The sequence below is a fragment of the Marinobacter sp. genome (genome assembly GCF_965229985.1).
Taxonomy (GTDB): Bacteria; Pseudomonadota; Gammaproteobacteria; order Pseudomonadales; family Oleiphilaceae; genus Marinobacter.
The window spans coordinates 2,566,036-2,584,264 of the sequence record NZ_OZ245935.1; the positions used below are offsets into that span (position 1 = coordinate 2,566,036).

At 61.2% G+C, this 18,229-nt stretch carries 18 protein-coding genes; 16 read left to right on the forward strand and 2 right to left on the reverse strand.

The window, feature by feature from the left end:
- The first annotated feature begins 99 nt into the window (after positions 1–99).
- From ACO06L_RS11825 to ACO06L_RS11835, 3 genes are read left to right on the forward strand one after another with little or no spacing between them, the layout of a single operon-like run.
- A complete protein-coding gene (locus ACO06L_RS11825; protein ID WP_202346005.1) occupies positions 100–1,158 on the forward strand; it encodes an aminoglycoside phosphotransferase family protein in 1,059 nt (352 codons plus the stop codon).
- On the forward strand, positions 1,155–1,853 hold the full coding sequence (gene murU, locus ACO06L_RS11830; protein WP_202346006.1) for an N-acetylmuramate alpha-1-phosphate uridylyltransferase MurU: 699 nt from the start codon (positions 1,155–1,157) through the stop codon (positions 1,851–1,853). Before ACO06L_RS11825 ends, murU begins: the two co-directional genes overlap by 4 nt.
- Positions 1,840–2,598, forward strand: coding sequence for a DnaJ domain-containing protein (locus ACO06L_RS11835; RefSeq protein WP_227715763.1), 759 nt, complete (start codon positions 1,840–1,842; stop codon positions 2,596–2,598). The genes murU and ACO06L_RS11835 overlap by 14 nt, the downstream gene beginning before the upstream one ends.
- On the opposite strand, the gene ACO06L_RS11840 is transcribed toward ACO06L_RS11835, so the two are convergent.
- Positions 2,595–3,551 carry a DUF3530 family protein gene (locus ACO06L_RS11840; RefSeq protein WP_202346007.1) on the reverse strand — a complete coding sequence of 319 codons (957 nt, stop codon included), beginning with the start codon at positions 3,549–3,551 and terminating at the stop codon, positions 2,595–2,597. The genes ACO06L_RS11835 and ACO06L_RS11840 overlap by 4 nt on opposite strands.
- Before the next feature lie 117 nt (positions 3,552–3,668).
- Between ACO06L_RS11840 and rpe the strand changes: the two genes are divergently transcribed.
- The 13 genes from rpe (at position 3,669) to ACO06L_RS11905 (ending at position 17,940) form a co-directional block, all read left to right on the forward strand.
- The gene (rpe, locus tag ACO06L_RS11845) at positions 3,669–4,355 is read left to right on the forward strand and encodes a ribulose-phosphate 3-epimerase (RefSeq protein ID WP_008173385.1); all 687 of its coding nucleotides are present in this window, start codon (positions 3,669–3,671) and stop codon (positions 4,353–4,355) included.
- Positions 4,352–5,041: a phosphoglycolate phosphatase gene (locus ACO06L_RS11850; RefSeq protein ID WP_064229827.1), complete on the forward strand. Its 690-nt coding sequence runs from the start codon at positions 4,352–4,354 to the stop codon at positions 5,039–5,041. The genes rpe and ACO06L_RS11850 overlap by 4 nt, the downstream gene beginning before the upstream one ends.
- A gap of 232 nt (positions 5,042–5,273) precedes the next feature.
- Entirely contained in the window at positions 5,274–6,761 is a 1,488-nt protein-coding gene (trpE, locus tag ACO06L_RS11855) for an anthranilate synthase component I (protein WP_202346008.1), read from the forward strand.
- 16 nt (positions 6,762–6,777) lie between these two features.
- Positions 6,778–7,359 (forward strand): aminodeoxychorismate/anthranilate synthase component II, encoded by a 582-nt coding sequence (locus tag ACO06L_RS11860; protein WP_202346009.1) that lies wholly within the window; start codon positions 6,778–6,780, stop codon positions 7,357–7,359.
- A gap of 11 nt (positions 7,360–7,370) precedes the next feature.
- A complete protein-coding gene (trpD, locus tag ACO06L_RS11865; protein WP_064229824.1) occupies positions 7,371–8,399 on the forward strand; it encodes an anthranilate phosphoribosyltransferase in 1,029 nt (342 codons plus the stop codon).
- 170 nt (positions 8,400–8,569) lie between these two features.
- Positions 8,570–9,382, forward strand: a complete 813-nt coding sequence (gene trpC, locus ACO06L_RS11870) for an indole-3-glycerol phosphate synthase TrpC (protein ID WP_064229823.1) — start codon at positions 8,570–8,572, stop codon at positions 9,380–9,382.
- Between the two features lie 27 nt (positions 9,383–9,409).
- Positions 9,410–10,783 (forward strand): MATE family efflux transporter, encoded by a 1,374-nt coding sequence (locus tag ACO06L_RS11875; protein ID WP_064229822.1) that lies wholly within the window; start codon positions 9,410–9,412, stop codon positions 10,781–10,783.
- Positions 10,784–10,857: 74 nt separating this feature from the next.
- A complete protein-coding gene (locus ACO06L_RS11880; RefSeq protein WP_064229821.1) occupies positions 10,858–12,690 on the forward strand; it encodes an IucA/IucC family protein in 1,833 nt (610 codons plus the stop codon).
- A complete protein-coding gene (locus ACO06L_RS11885) occupies positions 12,677–14,506 on the forward strand; it encodes an IucA/IucC family protein (RefSeq protein WP_082905166.1) in 1,830 nt (609 codons plus the stop codon). The genes ACO06L_RS11880 and ACO06L_RS11885 overlap by 14 nt, the downstream gene beginning before the upstream one ends.
- Positions 14,503–15,804, forward strand: coding sequence for an AMP-binding protein (locus ACO06L_RS11890; protein WP_064229820.1), 1,302 nt, complete (start codon positions 14,503–14,505; stop codon positions 15,802–15,804). The genes ACO06L_RS11885 and ACO06L_RS11890 overlap by 4 nt, the downstream gene beginning before the upstream one ends.
- Complete coding sequence (locus tag ACO06L_RS11895) at positions 15,801–16,061, forward strand: phosphopantetheine-binding protein (protein WP_064229819.1); 261 nt, start codon at positions 15,801–15,803, stop codon at positions 16,059–16,061. The genes ACO06L_RS11890 and ACO06L_RS11895 overlap by 4 nt, the downstream gene beginning before the upstream one ends.
- Positions 16,058–17,074 (forward strand): DUF6005 family protein, encoded by a 1,017-nt coding sequence (locus tag ACO06L_RS11900; protein ID WP_227715762.1) that lies wholly within the window; start codon positions 16,058–16,060, stop codon positions 17,072–17,074. Before ACO06L_RS11895 ends, ACO06L_RS11900 begins: the two co-directional genes overlap by 4 nt.
- Entirely contained in the window at positions 17,029–17,940 is a 912-nt protein-coding gene (locus ACO06L_RS11905; RefSeq protein ID WP_227715761.1) for a sugar phosphate isomerase/epimerase family protein, read from the forward strand. The genes ACO06L_RS11900 and ACO06L_RS11905 overlap by 46 nt, the downstream gene beginning before the upstream one ends.
- Here ACO06L_RS11905 and ACO06L_RS11910 read toward each other — a convergent pair.
- Positions 17,916–18,206: a DUF2218 domain-containing protein gene (locus tag ACO06L_RS11910; protein WP_064229817.1), complete on the reverse strand. Its 291-nt coding sequence runs from the start codon at positions 18,204–18,206 to the stop codon at positions 17,916–17,918. The two genes, ACO06L_RS11905 and ACO06L_RS11910, sit on opposite strands and share 25 nt — an antisense overlap.
- Between the last annotated feature and the right edge of the window lie 23 nt (positions 18,207–18,229).

Consider the following 18,229-nt stretch of genomic DNA (forward strand, 5'->3'; position numbering starts at 1 on the left):
TAACGGAAACTCCGCTGCAAAACCGATTTACCCTCTTTATACTCGTCTGCTAACTTTCGCTGTCAGCGACAACTTATTTTCAGGATCGCAACCCGAGCTATGGATACCCGCCTGCAGTTGCTGACCAACTGGGTCAGACAGTTCCCCGGCTTTGAACAGAGCGAAGCCGAACCGGTTTCCGGCGATGCCAGTTTTCGCCGCTATTTCCGGGTCTGGCAGCGCGCCAATCAGGCGACGGCTCCCGGTGACGGCGTGCCCTTTATCGTCATGGATGCGCCCCCGGAACACGAACACTGCGAGCCCTTTGTGGCCATCGCACGACACTGGCACCATCAGGGCATCGCCGTGCCGGAAATCATCCAGGCCGATCTGACGCAGGGCTTCCTGCTGTTGGAGGATTTTGGCGACCAGCTGATGCTTGGCCAACTGAACGCCGATTCCGCAGACCAGCTTTACCGGAACGCCCTTGAGGAATTGACCCTCATTGCCCGCCAGCCCTCCCCAAAGGATTACCCGCTACCGCCCTACGACGCCACCCTGCTCGAGCGGGAAATGGCGCTGTTTCCGGACTGGCTGCTGGAGCAGCACCTGGGCATGAGCCTGGAGAACAGCGAGCGAGCTCTGCTGGAGACCACCTTTTCCATGCTGCGGGAGAGCGCCCTGGCGCAACCGGAAGTGACGGTTCATCGGGACTACCACTCCCGCAACCTGCTGGTTCGCCCCAATGAACCGCGCCCCGGTGTCATCGATTTCCAGGATGCAGTCACCGGGCCGGTCACCTACGACGTGGTGTCCCTCCTGAAAGACTGCTACATCCAATGGCCAGAGGAGCGCATCTGCGACTGGCTGGAGGTGTTTCGCCAGAGCAGCCGGGACGCCGGCCTGCACCGGGCTGATCCGGAAACCTTCCGCCAGTGGTTTGAACTGATGGGCATGCAACGCCACCTGAAGGCCGCCGGGATTTTCGCGCGGCTGTCGATCCGCGATGGCAAGCACGGTTATCTCAATGACATTCCCCGAACCGTGCAGTACCTGATCGTTGCCAGTAGCCGGCAGCCGGCCCTGCGCCACTTCCACGAATGGCTCAGCGACACGGTCATGCCCCGGATCGAGGCGAGCATTGGCCCGGCCCCCTGCCAGGAGCGTCCGCACCCGTGAAAGCCATGATTCTTGCCGCCGGCAAAGGTGAACGCATGCGGCCACTGACTCTGGCCACACCAAAGCCCCTGCTCCAGGCCGCCGGCAAGCCTCTGATCAGCTACCATCTGGACCACCTTCGCCGGGCGGGAATCCGGGACGTGGTGATCAACCATGCCTGGCTGGGTGACCAGATTGAAGAGACCCTGGGCAATGGCGAACAGTTCGGACTGTCCATTCAATACTCCCGGGAAGGCGAGCCCCTGGAAACCGCCGGTGGCATAGTGCGCGCCCTGCCCCTGCTTGCCGATGATAAGTCTGACTGGATTCTGGTGATCAATGGCGATATCTGGAGCGATTTCGACCTGTCACAACTGACACCGCCGGCTGACGCGGACGCCCTGCTGGTTGTTACCGATAACCCGCCACATCACCCTGAAGGTGACTTTCATCTGACCGATCAGGGATGGCTCATTGGCGACGGGCCGGAGAAATTGACCTTCACCGGCATCAGCCTGTTGCACCGGAGTCTGTTCGAAGGCCTGACCGATCGGGCGGGAAAGCTGGGCCCGGTGCTGCGCAATGCCATAGGCAAAGGCCGTGTGAAAGGGCTTTATCACCGGGGACAATGGGTAGACGTCGGCACCCCGGAACGCCTCCAGTCGCTGGACAGGCAACTGGGCAACAGGGAATCCGAAAGCCATGGCAGGGAGTAAACGGCAACCGGTGCTGCCGGCCCGGATGGAAGCCGAGTTCTCCAGCCTGATGCGGGAGCTTTCTGCCTGCGGCCATCAGGCGCCGGCTCTTATCGAGCGCGCCCACCTGCCCCGCTGGTGCAGGCGCCCCCTGTTCTTTTTCCTGGGCTACATCGCCAAGTCAGAGGGGCGGGTGACCGAAGCAGACATTGGCTATGCTGAATCCCTGATAAAAGCCATGAGGCTGTCGAAGCGTCAGCGACGGCGCGCCATTGGCTGGTTCCAGGACGGCAAGTCAGCCGGGCAACTGCCCTTCATCCGCGGGCTGGCCATGCGCCTTTCCCGTCGCCTTTGGCCGGCTCCGGCCCTGAAAACCGCCATCTGCCTATGCCACGCCAGCCAGCTTAACGGCCGGCCCGGCAAACCCAGACGCTACCGCTGCGAGGATGCCATAGACCAGATTGGTCTGCCGGTGAGCGTCAGCGAGGACATCTTCGACAGCTATGCCAGCAAGGTCTGGACCCGGCATAGTGAAAACCTCTCCCGTCCCACCAGTTATCAGCAGGCGTGCGAGCTGTTGGGGGTTACCCGGCGGGATTCACTGGAGATCATTAAACGGGCCTACCGCAAGAAGGTATCCGAGTGCCATCCGGACAAGCTGGCCCAACAGCAGGTCAGCCCCCGCGATCAGAGCCTCGCCAAGGAACGATTGCTTCACTATCAGCAGGCCTGGGAACTGATAAAGCGCCACAACACCGTCCGCTAGTCCTGGCGGGACTCCAGCCAGGCAGCAACGCGGCTGGCGATCCCATCGCCCAGAGTTCCGGGCGCTGGCGTGAACCAGGGAATCGGTTGTCGCTCAAAGCCACTCATCCCGGCCCGTCGCAACCTCATCCCCATACTCCATTTGGTTTGATCATCAACGGCTCCGGACGGATAAAGCTCCAGCAATTCAGTGCTCAGCGACTCCAGACGTTCGGGCAGATCCGGACGATCAACGGGGTAAAACTGGGGGGCCACCCAGATAAGCGCAGCGGCATCAGCCCCCTCCAGTACCTGGTTGGTCACGTGTATGCTGGCTCGCCCGACTCCCAGAACAGCCGGTGTTTCATAGCCCCGCTCAGCCAACTGGGCCAGCCCTGCCTGGAGCGTCTGGCTGATCCGGCTTCGGTAGCGCGCCTCAAGGTCATCGGCACTCTCTGAAGCCATGACATCGATCATTACCGATTCCGGTGCTTCCTGCTCACCCGCCTCCGTTTCCGCCGATGGCTCTTCTGCCACGGGCCGCATCAGGACGTCACTCAGTACCGGTGAGGGCGACTCCAGCCCAAGAGTGAGCACGGCCCAGCCCCTTGAAGCCAGCCCCGCGGCCAGTGCCCCGGTCACGCCGGAAGCGGCGGTTTCGCCCTCGTCCGACAGAACCAGCACCGCGCCGCGGGCCGGCAACCTGGCTTCCGGATAGAACAGCCCCAGTGCCCGATCGCCCTCCTCAAGTTCCAGCCATACCGCTGCCTCGGGAAAGGTCTGGGTCAGGGAGCGCTCGCCGGTGCCCGTCCAGATCAGGGACCGGCTTGCAGACTCCGTAGCCGGCGCCGAATCTTCAGCCCCACTGGCCTGGTCAGCCTCGTCCTGGCCGAAGCTGGTGGACGGCATGGCAAACATCAGGGCCAGGATAAAAAACCAGAACACGACCGGCCGGCAAATCTCGAATCTCTGCACAGATACTGATCCTTTGACTGCGAAAAAACGCCACTGAGCTGTTAGACTAGCAGCCATCCTGAATGTGCGGCAGGGACCGCTGACCAAGCCATTATCCATTGTTGTGAGAGAGCCGTCATGAATCCTTACCTGATTGCCCCATCCATCCTGTCCGCCGATTTTGCCCGCCTTGGCGAGGAAGTCGATAACGTGCTGGCCGCCGGAGCCGACGTGGTGCACTTCGATGTGATGGACAATCACTACGTACCCAACCTCACCATTGGCCCCATGGTCTGCGAGGCGTTGCGCAAGCACGGCGTAACCGCCCCCATCGATGTGCACCTGATGGTGTCGCCGGTGGACGACCTCATCCGTATGTTTATCGACGCCGGGGCCAGTTACATTACCTTCCACCCGGAAGCGACCAACCACATTGATCGCTCACTGCAGCTGATCCGCGACGGTGGCTGCCAGGCGGGCCTGGTGTTCAATCCGGCCACGCCGCTGCATTACATGGATCATGTGATGGACAAACTGGACATGGTGCTGATGATGTCGGTAAACCCCGGCTTCGGTGGCCAGAAGTTCATTCCCGGCACGCTCGACAAACTCCGGGAGGCCCGCAAACGCATCGATGCCAGTAACTACAATATCCGCCTGGAAATCGACGGTGGCGTGAAGACCGAGAACATCCGGGAAATCGCCGAGGCCGGTGCCGACACCTTTGTGGCGGGATCTGCCATCTTTAACACCGACGACTATAAAACCACCATTGATGCCATGCGCGAAGAACTGGAGCAGGCCCGCAGGGTGATCAGCCAATGAGCCTGGCGGGTTTGTTCAATCCCCGCTGGCCGGGCGTTGCCCTGTTCGATCTCGACGGCACCCTCGTGGACAGTGCGCCGGATCTGGCGGCAGCGGTTGATCAGATGCTCGAACACCTTGGCCGCTCTCCGGCCGGCATTGACCGGGTGAGAAACTGGGTAGGCAACGGCGCCAGCGTTCTGGTTCGCCGGGCGCTGGCCGGCCAGGTAGATTGGGAACCGGCTCGGCCTAAAGACGATGCCCTGTTCAAGGATGCCCTGGCGATTTTCTATCACGCCTACGGCACCATCAACGGGCAGCATTCAGTGGTCTATGCCGGTGTCGAGGCCTGCCTCACGCATCTGAAGAACCAGGGCTGCCGACTGGGCATCGTCACCAACAAACCGGAACAGTTTGTGGCGCCATTGCTTGAGCAAATGGGACTGGACCACTGGTTTGATCTGACCGTGGGTGGCGACACCCTCCCGGTCAAGAAACCCGATCCCGCGCCCCTGCTTCATGCCATGGAGGCTTTAGGAGGAACCCGGGGAACTACGGTGATGGTGGGCGACTCCGGGGCCGATATTAATGCCGCACTGGCAGCAGGCATTCCCTGCGTGGCAGTCCGTTACGGATACAATTATGGGCCCGCCGTGGATACCCTCGGTGCCGATGCGGTTGTTGATTCGCTGGCCGAGCTTTTGTAATCTCACAAGGAACTTACATTGAGCATGTCTTTACGGGAGATTCCTGCCGTGCAGGGACTGAATCTGACTGCAGCGCGAGGCATCCTGACTACCCGCGCAACACGATGGTGGCGATGGCGCACCGGCTGAGCAAGCCCGGAGGCTGGCCGGCACCTGCCCGTCGAGCCCGCAGCACCTGACGGAAGCGCAGGCTTCCGTCCACAATGCAGATCAGATTTCAGGAAACCGCACCATGACACCCGAGCAATTCGCCGAGCTCGCCGACGCCGGCTTTAACCGCATCCCTGTGTACCGCGAGGTTCTGGCCGACCTCGATACGCCTCTGAGCACCTATCTGAAACTGGCTAGCGGGCCCTACTCCTATCTGTTCGAATCCGTCCAGGGCGGCGAGAAATGGGGCCGTTATTCGATCATTGGTTTGCCCAGCCACGAGGTGCTGAAGGTCTTTGACCACAAGGTCGAAATCAGCCGCGGCGGCGAGATTGTCGAAACCGAAGAAGTGGACGATCCACTGGCCTTTGTCGAGGCTTACCAGAAGCGCTTCCATGCACCGGATCTGGACGAGCTGCCCCGGTTTAACGGCGGCCTGGTGGGCTACTTCGGCTACGATACCGTGCGCTACATCGAAAAACGGCTGCGCAAGAGCTGCCCCCCGGACAAAATCGGCACGCCCGACATCCTGTTGATGGTGTCCAACGAGATCGTGGTGTTCGACAACCTGCGGGGCAAGCTACACCTGATCGTGCATGCCGATCCCGCCGAGGAAGGCGCGTTTGACAAGGCGCAGAGCCGAATTGATGAACTGGAGAACCGTCTGCACCGGCAAACCGCCGACGCGCCCCGCACGCCCGAACACCTTCGTGGCAAGACCGTGGACGAGAGCGACTTCATCTCCGGCTTTACCCAGGACAAATTCGAAGCCGCGGTGGACAAGATCAAGGGCTACGTGCTCGACGGCGATGTCATGCAGACGGTGATTTCCCAGCGCATGTCGATTCCCTTCGAGGCGCCACCGCTGAACCTGTACCGGTCGCTGCGGGTGCTGAACCCGTCCCCGTACATGTATTTCCTGGACCTGGAGGACTTCCATATCGTGGGCTCCTCCCCGGAAATCCTGGCCCGGGTGGAAGACGAGGAAGTCACCGTCCGCCCCATCGCCGGTACCCGCAAGCGCGGTGCCACCGATGCCGAGGACAAGGCCCTGGAAGCGGAACTGCTGGCCGATCCGAAAGAGATCGCCGAACACCTGATGCTGATCGATCTGGGCCGCAACGATGCCGGCCGGGTGTCGGAAACCGGAACGGTTCGGCTCACCGACAAGATGATCGTGGAGCGCTACTCCCACGTGATGCATATTGTTTCCAACGTCACCGGCCGGCTGAAAGACAACACCAGCTGCCTGGACGTGCTGCGGGCCACCCTGCCCGCCGGCACCCTCAGTGGTGCGCCCAAGATCCGGGCCATGGAAATCATCGACGAGCTGGAGCCGGTCAAGCGCGGCGTCTACGGCGGCGCCGTGGGCTATCTGTCGTTCAACGGCAACGTGGACACCGCCATTGCCATCCGTACCGCCGTGATCAAGGACAACACCCTGCACATCCAGGCCGGCGCCGGCGTGGTAGCCGATTCGGTGCCCCGCCTCGAGTGGAAGGAAACCATGAACAAGGGCCGCGCGATTTTCCGTGCGGTGGCAATGACCTACAACGATTTCGACCACTGAGGCGGAGGAACAGATTATGTTGCTGATGATCGATAACTACGATTCCTTCACCTACAACGTGGTGCAGTACCTAGCAGAACTGGGCGCCGATGTGCAGGTGTATCGCAACGATGAAATCACCATCGAACAGATTGAAGCGATGAACCCGGAACGGCTGGTGATATCCCCTGGCCCCTGCACCCCGAACGAGGCCGGTATCTCCATGGAGGCCATCCGGCATTTTGCCGGCAAGCTGCCAATCCTGGGAATCTGCCTGGGCCATCAGACCATTGGCCAGGTCTACGGCGGTGACGTTATTCGCGCCGGCCGGGTCATGCACGGCAAGGTGTCCCCGGTATTCCACAAGGACACGGGCGTATTCCGTGGCCTGAGCAACCCGCTGCAGGCGACCCGTTATCACAGTCTGGTGATTGACAAGACCACCCTGCCCGACTGCCTGGAAGTGACCGCCTGGACCCGCAACGACGACGGTTCCATCGAGGAAATCATGGGGGTTCGCCACAAGACGCTGCCCATTGAGGGCGTGCAGTTCCATCCGGAGTCTATTATGACGGAACAGGGTCACGAGCTGCTGCGCAACTTTCTGAGAACACAATAAGAGGCCGACACATGGACATGAAAGAAGCTCTCAACCGCATTGCCTCCAACCTGGACCTGTCCCGGGAGGAAATGAAGGACGTGATGCGTATCGTCATGAACGGCGAGGCCACGGACGCCCAGATCGGCGCGTTTCTGATGGGGTTGCGTCTGAAAAGCGAAACCATTGATGAAATCACCGGTGCCACCGAGGTCATGCGCGAGCTGGCCACCAAGGTAACGGTCAAGGCCGAACCTCTGGTAGACATCGTCGGCACCGGCGGTGATGGCGCCAACCTGTTCAACGTGTCTTCCGCCGCTTCGTTTGTGGTGGCCGCGGCCGGCGGCTTTGTGGCCAAACATGGCAACCGGGCTGTTTCATCCAAGAGCGGCAGTGCCGACCTGCTGGAAAAGCTAGGTATCAACCTGAGCATGAAACCGGAGGAAGTGGCCCGCTGCGTCGAGGAAATCGGTGTCGGCTTCATGTTCGCCCCGGCCCATCACGGCGCCATGAAACACGCCATTGGCCCCCGCAAGGAACTGGGCTGCCGGACCATTTTCAATATCCTCGGCCCGATGACCAATCCCGCTGGCGTTAAGCGCCAACTGGTGGGCGTGTTCAACCGGGAGCTGTGTCGCCCGATGGCGGAAGTGCTGCATCGCCTGGGGGCGGAGCACATCATGGTGGTGTGCTCTAAGGATGGCCTGGACGAGATCAGTCTGGCCAGCGCCACCCATGTGGCTGAACTGAAAGACGGCAAGGTCACCGAATACGACATCACCCCGGAGGATCTTGGCATCAAGAGCCAGGCTCTGGTGGGCTTGACCGTGGACACCGCCGACGACTCACTGAATCTCATCAAAGCAGCTTTCGGTCGTGGTCACGACGAAATGGCCGAGAAAGCCCGGGACCTGATTGCCCTCAATGCCGGCGCAGCGATCTATGTCGCTGGTTTGGCCAAGACGCCGAAAGAAGGTGTGGATATGGCCCTCGACGCCATGGGCTCTGGTCTAGCTGCCGGCAAGATGTCAGAGCTGGCTGATTTTTCCCAGTGTTTTTGAGCCTTTCAAAACGAAGGCAATAACCAAGCTCGACGGGTCGGTGGCGGGGACCTTTCCAAAACTGTCGTCAGCCATGGATGGCTGACGCCAAGCCCTACAGGGACGTATTCACGGGCGTGTTTTGGAAAGGTCCCCGCCACCGGCCCAATCACCTGATTTGCAGGCCGCTAATGACTGAACGACATTTGGACAAGACGCCGACGATTCTTCGAAAGATTGTTGATCGGAAGTGGGAAGAGATCGACGAGCGGAAACCGAGGGTTTCCATTGCAGACCTGAAAGCCATGGCTGGGGATCAACCTGCAGCCAGAGGCTTTGCCGACGCTCTGCGCAGCCGAATTGAACAGCGGGCTCCCGCTGTCATCGCAGAAATCAAAAAAGCTTCACCAAGCAAGGGCATTCTTCGGGATCCGTTCGAACCAGCAGTGATTGCCGAGAGTTACGAGAAAGGCGGCGCCGCTTGTCTGTCGGTACTCACCGACCGCGACTTCTTCCAGGGCCACGAGGACTACCTGGTCGCTGCCCGCAGTGCCTGCAGTCTGCCGGTGATCCGCAAGGACTTCATGGTCGCTCCCTACCAGGTCTACGAAAGCCGCGCCATCGGCGCCGACTGCATCCTCCTGATTGCCGCATGCCTGACCAAAGACCAGATGCAGGAGCTGGAAGGTATTGCCCATGAGATCGGGCTAGATGTACTGGTGGAGGTGCACGATGGCGAGGAACTGGATGATGCGTTGACGCTGACGACGCCTCTGGTGGGCATCAACAACCGCAATCTGCATACCTTCGATGTGTCGTTGGACACCACGTTTGAACTGCATGAACGCATCTCACAAGACCGGCTGACCATTACCGAGAGCGGCATAATGACTCGCAACGATGTCGAGGCCATGACCGGCCGTGGCATCTTCGGGTTCCTGGTGGGTGAGTCGTTCATGCGGGCGCCGGAGCCCGGAGAAAAACTCAGTGAACTGTTTTACTGATTCGGGGCGGCAACGGTCAGATTTTCCATGGACGAAGTCAGCAACAGGGAATCCGATAATCCTATTCTGATCGGCCCCTACTGGCCGGTTTTTTTCCGGTATGCCCTGCCCTCGGTAGCCGGGCTTCTGGCGTTGACCACGGCCAATATCGTCGATGGCATCTTTATTGGCAATTTCGCCGGGGCGGAAGCCCTGGCAGCCCTTAATCTGCTGATCCCCTGGTTTACCTTCCTGTTTGGTATTGCCCTGGCACTAGCCATTGGCGGCACGGTTCGGGCCGGTCGCTATCTTGGTGAAGGCCGGCCGGACGCTGCGTCGTCGATGTTCAGCAAATGCCTGATGGCAACCCTGGCCCTGTCGCTGACGGGTGCAATCGCCGGGCTGCTTTTCCACGACCCCATCTACCGGCTGCTGGGCGCTTCTGCCGAAATCTATCCCCTGATGTCCGAGTATTTCCTGGTCATCATCTGGGTGCTGGTGCCCCAGCTGGTCACCATGGTGTTGTATTACTTTGTCCGGGTGGACGGCTTCCCGGTGTTGGCGACCACGGCATTGGTGATTGGTGCCGGTGCGAACATCCTGTTGGATGCCTTGCTGGTGGGCTATCTGGATTACGGTCTAAGGGGTGCCGCCGTGGCCACGGGCCTGGCGCAGATACTGCAGTTCGCGGTTCTGGCCCGCTATTTCCGCAAAGCCGGCCGCAAGCTGATGTTCCAGTTCCGACAGACAAATTGGCGCGAGATCCCCAGAGCCTTTGGCAATGGGGTCTCTGAGTGGATCAACGAGCTGTCCGTCGGGCTGGTGATGCTGCTAATCAACTGGTTGCTGATGACCACACAGGGCGTGGCCGGTGTTGCCGCTTTCACCGTGGTGAACTACCTGATTTTTCTCAGCCTGATGATGTTCTATGGCATATCCGATGCCATGCACGTACTGATCAGCCACAACCTGGGCGCGGGCAATGCCAGGCGGATCCGCGGATTTATGGGCCGTGGAGCCGTCATCATCCTGGCACTTGCGGTCAGCCTGGTGGTCACCGCCTGGCTGTTCGGAAACCAGGTAGTCCGACTGTTTCTCGATACCTCCGCCGATCCGGCAACGGCCCGGCTGGCGGACCAGTTCCTCGAAATACTCTGGCCGCTGTTCCTGGTCAACGGCATGAATGTGCTGCTCTCGGTCTACCTGACGGCCATGCACAAGGCCCTTCCCTCGGCTATGGTCGCCTTTTCGCGAAGCCTGGTGCTGCCTGCACTTCTATTGGTTGCCATCGCCCACTTTGCGCCGGATTGGCCACTCCTTGTGGCGCTGCCCCTGGCGGAATGGCTGACCTTTGGTTTGGCGGTGGCGCTGTTTTTGCGTTTTCGCCCCCATCGCGTCGTGGCCGCCAGCGCCCAATTGTAAAAAATGTAAAACCCTTTCACATGCATTCGATTCTCATTTAGATTTGATCCAAATTTCGGATTTGGAGAGAGGACATGGGACCGTCTGCCCGGGCGATTGCCGAACAGGCCAGTTTTCAGGCCTTCCTGCACTGTTACTTGCAAGAGGTGGATTTCGGGCAGTGGCAGGTGGCCAGCGCCCGAACCGATGACGTGTCCGGGCGGTTCCTCGGCCCCTGGGTCTGTGAGCTTGTCCTTGGCAGCCAGCGCTCGCGACTGGCCATTGATGTTCTGTACCGGTCCGCCGTCGGCCGGCACCGGTATGGCCGGGTCCGGCAATGGTTGGAGGCACGTCACTGCTGGTCCGATATCGAGCCGTTCCATGCCCTCTGTCTTCTGGTGCGGGAACTCTACTCACTCTCTGCCGGCATGGTGCCCGAGCTTCGGAAAAGCAGGGAACTGGAGTTCCTCCATCGGCTCACCGACAGCTATGACGTCATGATCCGCTGTGTCGAGCATCGCAGGGGCGACGCGGCACTGCGCGACAACCGGTTTATTGCCTCGGAACAGTCCCTGCTATTTGGCCACGCCACCCACCCCACGCCGAAAAGCCGCCAGGGCATGGCCGCCTGGCAGCAGGATGCCTACGCACCGGAACTGGCCGGACGCTTCCGGTTGCATTACTTCTTGGTACACACCGCCTGCATTGAGGAGGATTCTGACGCGCCACTGCCCGCCCATACCATGGCGGAAACCCTGCTCAGCCTCGGCCAAGGCTCGCTCAATCTGCCACAGGATCATTACCTGGTGCCCGCCCATCCTCTGCAGACGGACTGGCTGCTGTTGCAGCCGGACGTCATGGCGGCGATGGATCAGGGGCTGATCCAGCCTCTGGGCGCGCTGGGGCCGGAATTCTCCGCCACCTCCTCGGTCCGGACTGTTTACAGCGAGCAGTCGGAATGGATGCTGAAATTCTCAATTCCGGTGAAGGTGACCAATTCGCTCCGGGTGAGCAAGCGCCATGAGCTCAAAGCCGGGGTGGCCATGAGCCGGCTAATCCGCAAAACCGGCTTTGCCAGTACGGAGACAAAGTTCCGGATCATTGAGGACCCGGCCTACCTGACCGTCAAACTGCCGGGGCAGTGCGAAAGCGGCTTCGAAGTCATCTTCCGAAACAATCCGTTCCCACGAGGCCAGGATGCCGGCATTGTCAGCCTGGCGGCGCTGACCCAGGATCCGTTGCCGGGCAGGCACTCGCGGCTGTCCGGCCTGATTGAAGGGCTGGCGCTGAATGAAAACCGCAGCATGACTGCGGTGGCTCGCGACTGGTTTCAACACTACCTTGACTGTGCCATTGGCCCTGCCCTGAGACTGTATGACGACCACGGTATCGCCCTGGAGGCCCATCAGCAGAACAGCTTGCTGGATATCAGCGGTGGCTACCCGCAACTCTGCTTTTACCGGGACAACCAGGGCTACTATCTGTCGGAAAGCCGGCGAGAGGAACTGCTGTCGCTGTGCCCCGATCTGCAGGAGACCCCGGAGCTGTTCTACCGGGATGCCATGATCCGGGATCGCTTCTGTTATTACCTGTTCGTGAACCAGCTGCTTTCAGTCGTTGCCCGACTGGGTGGCGACGGTTTTCTCCCCGAGATCCAGCTGCTTAAAAACCTGCGGCATTTCCTGCGCTCGCAGCGCGCCACGCTCACCGGGCCGGCTCTCGCTCTGGTTACCATGGTGCTGGAAGACAGCCGCCTGCCCTACAAAGGCAATCTCCTTACCCGGGTGCACGATGTCGATGAACTGAATGCCGATCTGGAAATGGCAGTCTACACCAGCATCGCCAATCCACTGTATCGATTGGACCAGTCGAGCCAAACTCCAAGCACGATGAACAACATGGCCGAGGTGGGTCATGATGTCGCCTGATGCCGACACCGCCGGACTGGGTCCAGTTATGGCCCTCAGCGAATCAGCCGGGCAGCGGGTCATGCGCCAATTGCTAGAGGCCCTGATGTTCGAGGGAGTCATCGGCTATGGCCTGACCAGGCCGGGCGCTGCTGGCTGGCAGTGGCTGAGTTTCACTCTGGGCGCCCTGGAGGGGCGATGCCTGGGCCGTGTCCGCGGGTTTGGTCGCCTGCGTCTCGATCTGGACACACTGATGCTAACTGTGAATGGTCGAAGGGCGGCCACCGACCTGTCGACCCTGGCCAGTCAACTACCGACCACCGAGGCCGGCCGGGACCGGCTGCTGCACGAGCTGCTTGCAACCGTCGCTAACACGCGGCGGCTCGATGCCATGCGCCACTCGTATCATTTGGCCAATCGGCGCCAGCTGCACGGCGAGGACCTGGATCGGGCTCTGCATGAGGGACACCCGTACCACCCCTGCTACAAAAGCCGCCTGGGGCTGCACGAAAACGACCTCCTTCGGTACAGCCCGGAGACGAGCGCAGGCTTCAGGCTTCACTGGCTGGCCCTGCCACGGGCCCGCCTGACCCGCCAACTGCCCGTGCCGGAGATGGCCTTCTGGCAGGCCGAGCTTGGTGCGGAGGGAGCCTACCTGTTGCGTGCAGCCTTTCATCGGGCAGGCCTGGATTGGCAACACTATGGCCCTTTGCCCGCCCACCCATGGCACTGGCAGGCGCTGAGCCAGAGTAACCTGGCGCCAATGCTGGCGTCCCTGGATATCCACGGCCTGGGCCCCGTGGGTGATCGTTACCGGCCAAGCCAGTCGTTGCGATCACTGTTCAACATGAGTGATCCAACCCGGGCTTGCATCAAGCTTCCCCTGGGCATCCATAACACTTCCTCCCGCCGGCATTTGGAACCTCACTCGGTGCCCTCGGCGCCGGTGATCAGCCAATGGCTGCAGTCTGTGGTCGATGCCGACCCCCGCTTTGCCCGGGCCTACCCGCTAAGGCTGTTGTCGGAGTATGCCAGCCTTTCCTTTTCCGCAGGGGAACCGTCCTCGCGGGAGGCGCTTGGCCTCGAAGGGGAACTGGCGGCCATCTGGCGCTCCTCCATTGCCACGCGCCTGGCCGAGGACGAGCAGACGATTCCGCTAAATGCTCTGGCGCAGTGGGAGCCGGATGGACTGCCCTTCATCCACCCCTGGGTTGAACTTTACGGGCTGCAGCCCTGGCTGGAGGCGACACTGGCAACAGTGATTCTGCCAGTCTGGCACATGCTGGCAGCCCACGGCATCGGCCTTGAGGCCCACGGTCAGAACAGCCTGCTGGTGGTCCGCAACGGCTGGCCCCAGGCCCTTATTTTGCGGGATTTCCACGACAGTGTGGAATACGCCCGGGATTATCTGCCCTCCGACATTCCGGAACCTGACTTCGGCCCGCGCCAGGGTCTTTATAGCCGGGCCCCGGACAACCAGTTCTACCGCATGTCCGGACCGGAAGCATTGCGGGAGCTGGTGATGGACACCCTGTTTATCTACAACCTCAGCGAGCTGGCGCTGGTTCTGCAGGAGGCCTATGGCTTCGATGAACGCCGGTTCTGGCGCCAGATCCACCGCCTGCTTGCCAACTATGGCGCGCAACACCCGGCATTGCGCCCCCGCCTGGCCAAGCTTGGCTGGGACCGGCCCTGGATCCGGACCGAATCACTGCTGCGGCGAAAGCTGCAAACCGACGCAGCCTCAACCAGCCACCAGGTGCCCAATGCGCTGACGGCTGAGGCGCCCTTAGTACCCAAACCCATCAACGATTACCATCAGGAGAGGTTATCGTGACCGCCACTTTGTTCCATGTCGACAATACTTCCTATAGCCAGACGGATTGTGAGCGGCTGGTCCAGCCGCTGACGACGTTGGATTCGTTTCGGGACACGTCGCGGATGCGACTGGCCGTCTGTCTGCAACGCACCGCCGACTGGCTGGCGCTCTGCCTTTGGCTGAAAGACCGGGGCGCAAGTGTGTTGCCGATCCACCCGGGCACCCCCCGCCACGCTGCACGGGCACTGGCCCTGGATACCGGATGCAACCTGCTGCTGTTCGGCGACGGCCTGGATAGCGCGTTGCCCGAGACGATAAACGACACCCCGGCACCCTCGGTGACCGGCGGCGAATTGATCCAGCTCAGCTCCGGCACCACCGGCAAACCCAAAACCATCGCCCGCTCCTGGCGGGACATAGACCTTGAGGTGAACGCCTACGTCACCCAGTTCATCGAGGCCCGGGGCTTGACCCCCGTGGTGGCCTGCCCGGTGACCCATTCCTACGGCCTGATCTGCGGTGTGTTGGCGTCCCTGGCGCGAGGAGCCCAGCCACACGTAGTCACCAGCCTGAATCCCCGCTTCCTTCTGGCCCAACTGAAATCGGTCCCCGATCATCTACTCTACGCCTCTCCCACTCTGGTGAGCCTGCTGATACAGATGCTGCCCGCGACCGAACGGCTGCATACTGTCATGCTCTCCGGGGCGCCGCTGCCGGCGCCGGTGCTGCGCCAGGTTCAGGGCCGCTGCCAGCGTCTGTGTCAACAGTACGGATGTTCGGAAGCCGGGTGTGTCGCCCTGGCCCCGGCGTTGAACGAACCCGGTCAGCTTGGCCAGCCCCTGCCCCATCTTGCAGTCCAGGCCGGGATTTCCGCCCAGTGCCCGGACGAAATCCAGATCACCGTGGAGGCCACCGGCCAGGAAATTCAAAGTCGAGACCTGGGGTACTTCGATACCCGAGGCGACCTGCATTTCCTAGGCCGCGCCGACGACACCATCAACGTCGCCGGCATCAACGTCTACCCCGGTGCCGTGGAGGACGTGTTTCTGACTTACCCGGGCATCACCGACGCTGTGGCGTTCAAGCAGCCGGACAGCTTTGCCGGGGAGCGCGTGTGCCTGCGGTTCGTGGCAGATGCAGAACTGGAGATTGACCATCTCCGGCAATGGAGCCGGGACCGACTTTCGCCCCACCAGGTGCCCGCGTTGCTGGAACAGGTCGATGCCATCCCACGCCTTGCCAACGGCAAGGTCAGCCGTCGGTTGCTGAGCATTGACGAGCCGACAGCAGCGCGCAAGCAGGAGGTGCCGGCATGACGGCTGCCCGCGACGCCATCAAGATCGTCATCGAACAGCATCTGCCCAACGCCCGCCTGGCGGCGTTCAACGGCAGCGCCCGTCTGAACGGCGATCTGGCCCTGGATTCCATCATGCTGCTGCAGCTGATTGTGCATCTGGAGCTGGAACACGGGTTGTATCTGCCCGAAGAAGCCTTGCTGGCCAATCCACCAGAGACGGTGGCAGACCTCGAGAACCTCCTTGCGGGCTGCCAGAGCGCGGAGGTGTCCCGATGATCAAGGTACACTGCTTCGTCAGTTGCGTTTGCGAGCTGATCAAGCGGACCCCGGGCGTAGACCATCGCCCCTTCTACTTTGGCGTATGGGATGCGGACTTTTCCGTCGACAGCCGGTTCGTGCTGTCCTACCACTCGCCTCATACACGCCATGACCAGTTCCGGGAATGGTACCGGTTGCTATACGGCGTGCGCATCGAGCCCTGGTACGACCATGACCAATCCAAGGAGGCCAACATCCTTCAGTTGGTGTCACTGGTGGAGAACCGACCGGAAGATCGCCAGGTGATGGTCATGCTAGACCTGTTCCGGCTGCCGGAACGGGAGAACAAGTTCCACCAGAATCCCTTCCCGCACTACGTGCTGCTGGAGGCCACCGACGACCCGGACCAGTGGTTCATGTCCGACCCCGACTTTCGCTGGGAAGGGCCACTGCCGAAGGACCGGATTCTGGATTCAGTGCGCTCACCGGCCGCGGCCGGTGGATTCTGGTTCGACGGTCTGGACATTCGCCACACGCCGGCGGAGACTGTGGCCGCCTATTTCGCCCAGTGCATGAAACCTGACACCAACCCGTTTACGGACGCGCTTCGCCAGATCTTCCGGGCCCATGCTGGAGCCCGGGCGGTCCGGCCTCTGGATCAACTGCCCGGTGCGTTTCGGGAAATACCGGTTATGGCCATTCGCAAGTACGCCTACGAACATGCCTTTGCCTGGCTGCTTGAGGATCAGGGTCTAACCGCCGAGGGCGACCCCTGGTTCGAGGCTGTGTGCGAGGACATTGATCGACTTGTGAAAACCTACACCCAGATCCAGTATCGGACCCTAAAACTCGCCATGTCCGGGAATGATGCCTTGCTGGCGGGTGTGGAAGCGCTTCTGGATGAACAGGATGACCGTGAGTTCACCATCAAGGCGCAGCTACTGGCTCTGTTTCGGCACTGGCAGAAGCATGCAGAGTCGAGGCTATGCCCTGGGGTGCCCACCAGAAAGACCGCAGAGGTATTGCCATGATTCGCTTCCACCTCTGTACCATTTCGTTTCGTCACCACCTGGTGTCGCTTCGGGAACTCGCTGCCTGGGCGCAGACGCAGGGGTTCAACGGCATCGAGCTGTGGGGCGTCCATGCCCGCCACCTTGCTGACCAGCCGGAGCTGGACGGCCACTGGCTTCGCTCTCAGGATCTGACAGTGCCGATGGTCAGTGATTACCTCCCACTGGAGGGCAGCGAGGTGGAAGCCATCCGCCACACTCGGGAACTGTGCCGGTTGGCACGTCGCTGGCGGGCGCCCAAGGTCAGAACCTTCGCAGGCCACCTGGGCAGCGCAGATGTATCGCCGGACCGGCGTCGGGGGCTGACCCGTCGCCTTCGGACTCTGGCCCAATGCGTTGCAGATGAGGGCCTTTCCCTGATACTGGAAACCCATCCCGGAACCCTGGCGGATACCGTGGAATCCACATTAGCGCTATTGGCCGACGCCGACCATCCGGCCCTCGGCATCAACTTCGATGTGTTGCACGTCTGGGAATCCGGGGCCGATCCCCGCACCGCCTTCGAGCAGCTGGCGAAGTGGATCCGGCATTGCCACTTCAAGAACATTGGGCATTACAGCCAGTTGGGCGTGTTCGCACCCGCCAACGTCTATTCGCCGGCCGGGTGTCGCGACGGCATGGTGCCGGTTCTTGAGGGCGCCTGCGACTACCGGCCGCTGTTGGCGGCGCTCGCAAACTGGCGGCGACCGGCCGAGTCCAATCCACTGGATATTTCCCTGGAGTGGTTCGGCCCTGACAGTTACCGGGTCGTGGAAAGCGACCTGCGCCAGTTGCGGCGCTTACTTGAAGAGAGTCGCCAGTCTCAGGCCGTAGCCGTCTGCCAATGAACCTCGGCCACCTCATCCCCGGAAAAGCGGATGAGGTGCGAGGCCACCACCTGACCAAGCTCTTCCAGTTCTTTCTCCGTGTCGGACTGACATTCCAGCCGCAGCGCGTTATCAACCGCTGTTAGGCGGCACACCCCAATCGAGAACGTCAGGACGCCGTCGGTTTCGGTCCACTGCGACTCGATCTTGTGGCGGAAATGCTTGGCCAAACGATTGATCAGGCGACCGGGGTTGGCACTGGTGACACGGGCATTCATGGCTGGCATCGCGAACTCCTTGGTGTGAGTGA

What these genes read in the sequence shown, in the direction of transcription:
- ACO06L_RS11825 (WP_202346005.1), top strand. Translation starts at nt 100, where the DNA reads ATGGATACCCGCCTGCAGTTGCTGACCAACTGGGTCAGACAGTTCCCC.
- ACO06L_RS11895 (WP_064229819.1), top strand. Translation starts at nt 15,801, where the DNA reads ATGACGGCTGCCCGCGACGCCATCAAGATCGTCATCGAACAGCATCTG.
- trpE (WP_202346008.1), top strand. Translation starts at nt 5,274, where the DNA reads ATGACACCCGAGCAATTCGCCGAGCTCGCCGACGCCGGCTTTAACCGC.
- ACO06L_RS11835 (WP_227715763.1), top strand. Translation starts at nt 1,840, where the DNA reads ATGGCAGGGAGTAAACGGCAACCGGTGCTGCCGGCCCGGATGGAAGCC.
- ACO06L_RS11860 (WP_202346009.1), top strand. Translation starts at nt 6,778, where the DNA reads ATGTTGCTGATGATCGATAACTACGATTCCTTCACCTACAACGTGGTG.
- ACO06L_RS11850 (WP_064229827.1), top strand. Translation starts at nt 4,352, where the DNA reads ATGAGCCTGGCGGGTTTGTTCAATCCCCGCTGGCCGGGCGTTGCCCTG.
- ACO06L_RS11900 (WP_227715762.1), top strand. Translation starts at nt 16,058, where the DNA reads ATGATCAAGGTACACTGCTTCGTCAGTTGCGTTTGCGAGCTGATCAAG.
- ACO06L_RS11910 (WP_064229817.1), bottom strand. Translation starts at nt 18,206, where the DNA reads ATGCCAGCCATGAATGCCCGTGTCACCAGTGCCAACCCCGGTCGCCTG.
- ACO06L_RS11885 (WP_082905166.1), top strand. Translation starts at nt 12,677, where the DNA reads ATGATGTCGCCTGATGCCGACACCGCCGGACTGGGTCCAGTTATGGCC.
- trpD (WP_064229824.1), top strand. Translation starts at nt 7,371, where the DNA reads ATGGACATGAAAGAAGCTCTCAACCGCATTGCCTCCAACCTGGACCTG.
- ACO06L_RS11875 (WP_064229822.1), top strand. Translation starts at nt 9,410, where the DNA reads ATGGACGAAGTCAGCAACAGGGAATCCGATAATCCTATTCTGATCGGC.
- rpe (WP_008173385.1), top strand. Translation starts at nt 3,669, where the DNA reads ATGAATCCTTACCTGATTGCCCCATCCATCCTGTCCGCCGATTTTGCC.
- trpC (WP_064229823.1), top strand. Translation starts at nt 8,570, where the DNA reads ATGACTGAACGACATTTGGACAAGACGCCGACGATTCTTCGAAAGATT.
- ACO06L_RS11880 (WP_064229821.1), top strand. Translation starts at nt 10,858, where the DNA reads ATGGGACCGTCTGCCCGGGCGATTGCCGAACAGGCCAGTTTTCAGGCC.
- ACO06L_RS11905 (WP_227715761.1), top strand. Translation starts at nt 17,029, where the DNA reads ATGCCCTGGGGTGCCCACCAGAAAGACCGCAGAGGTATTGCCATGATT.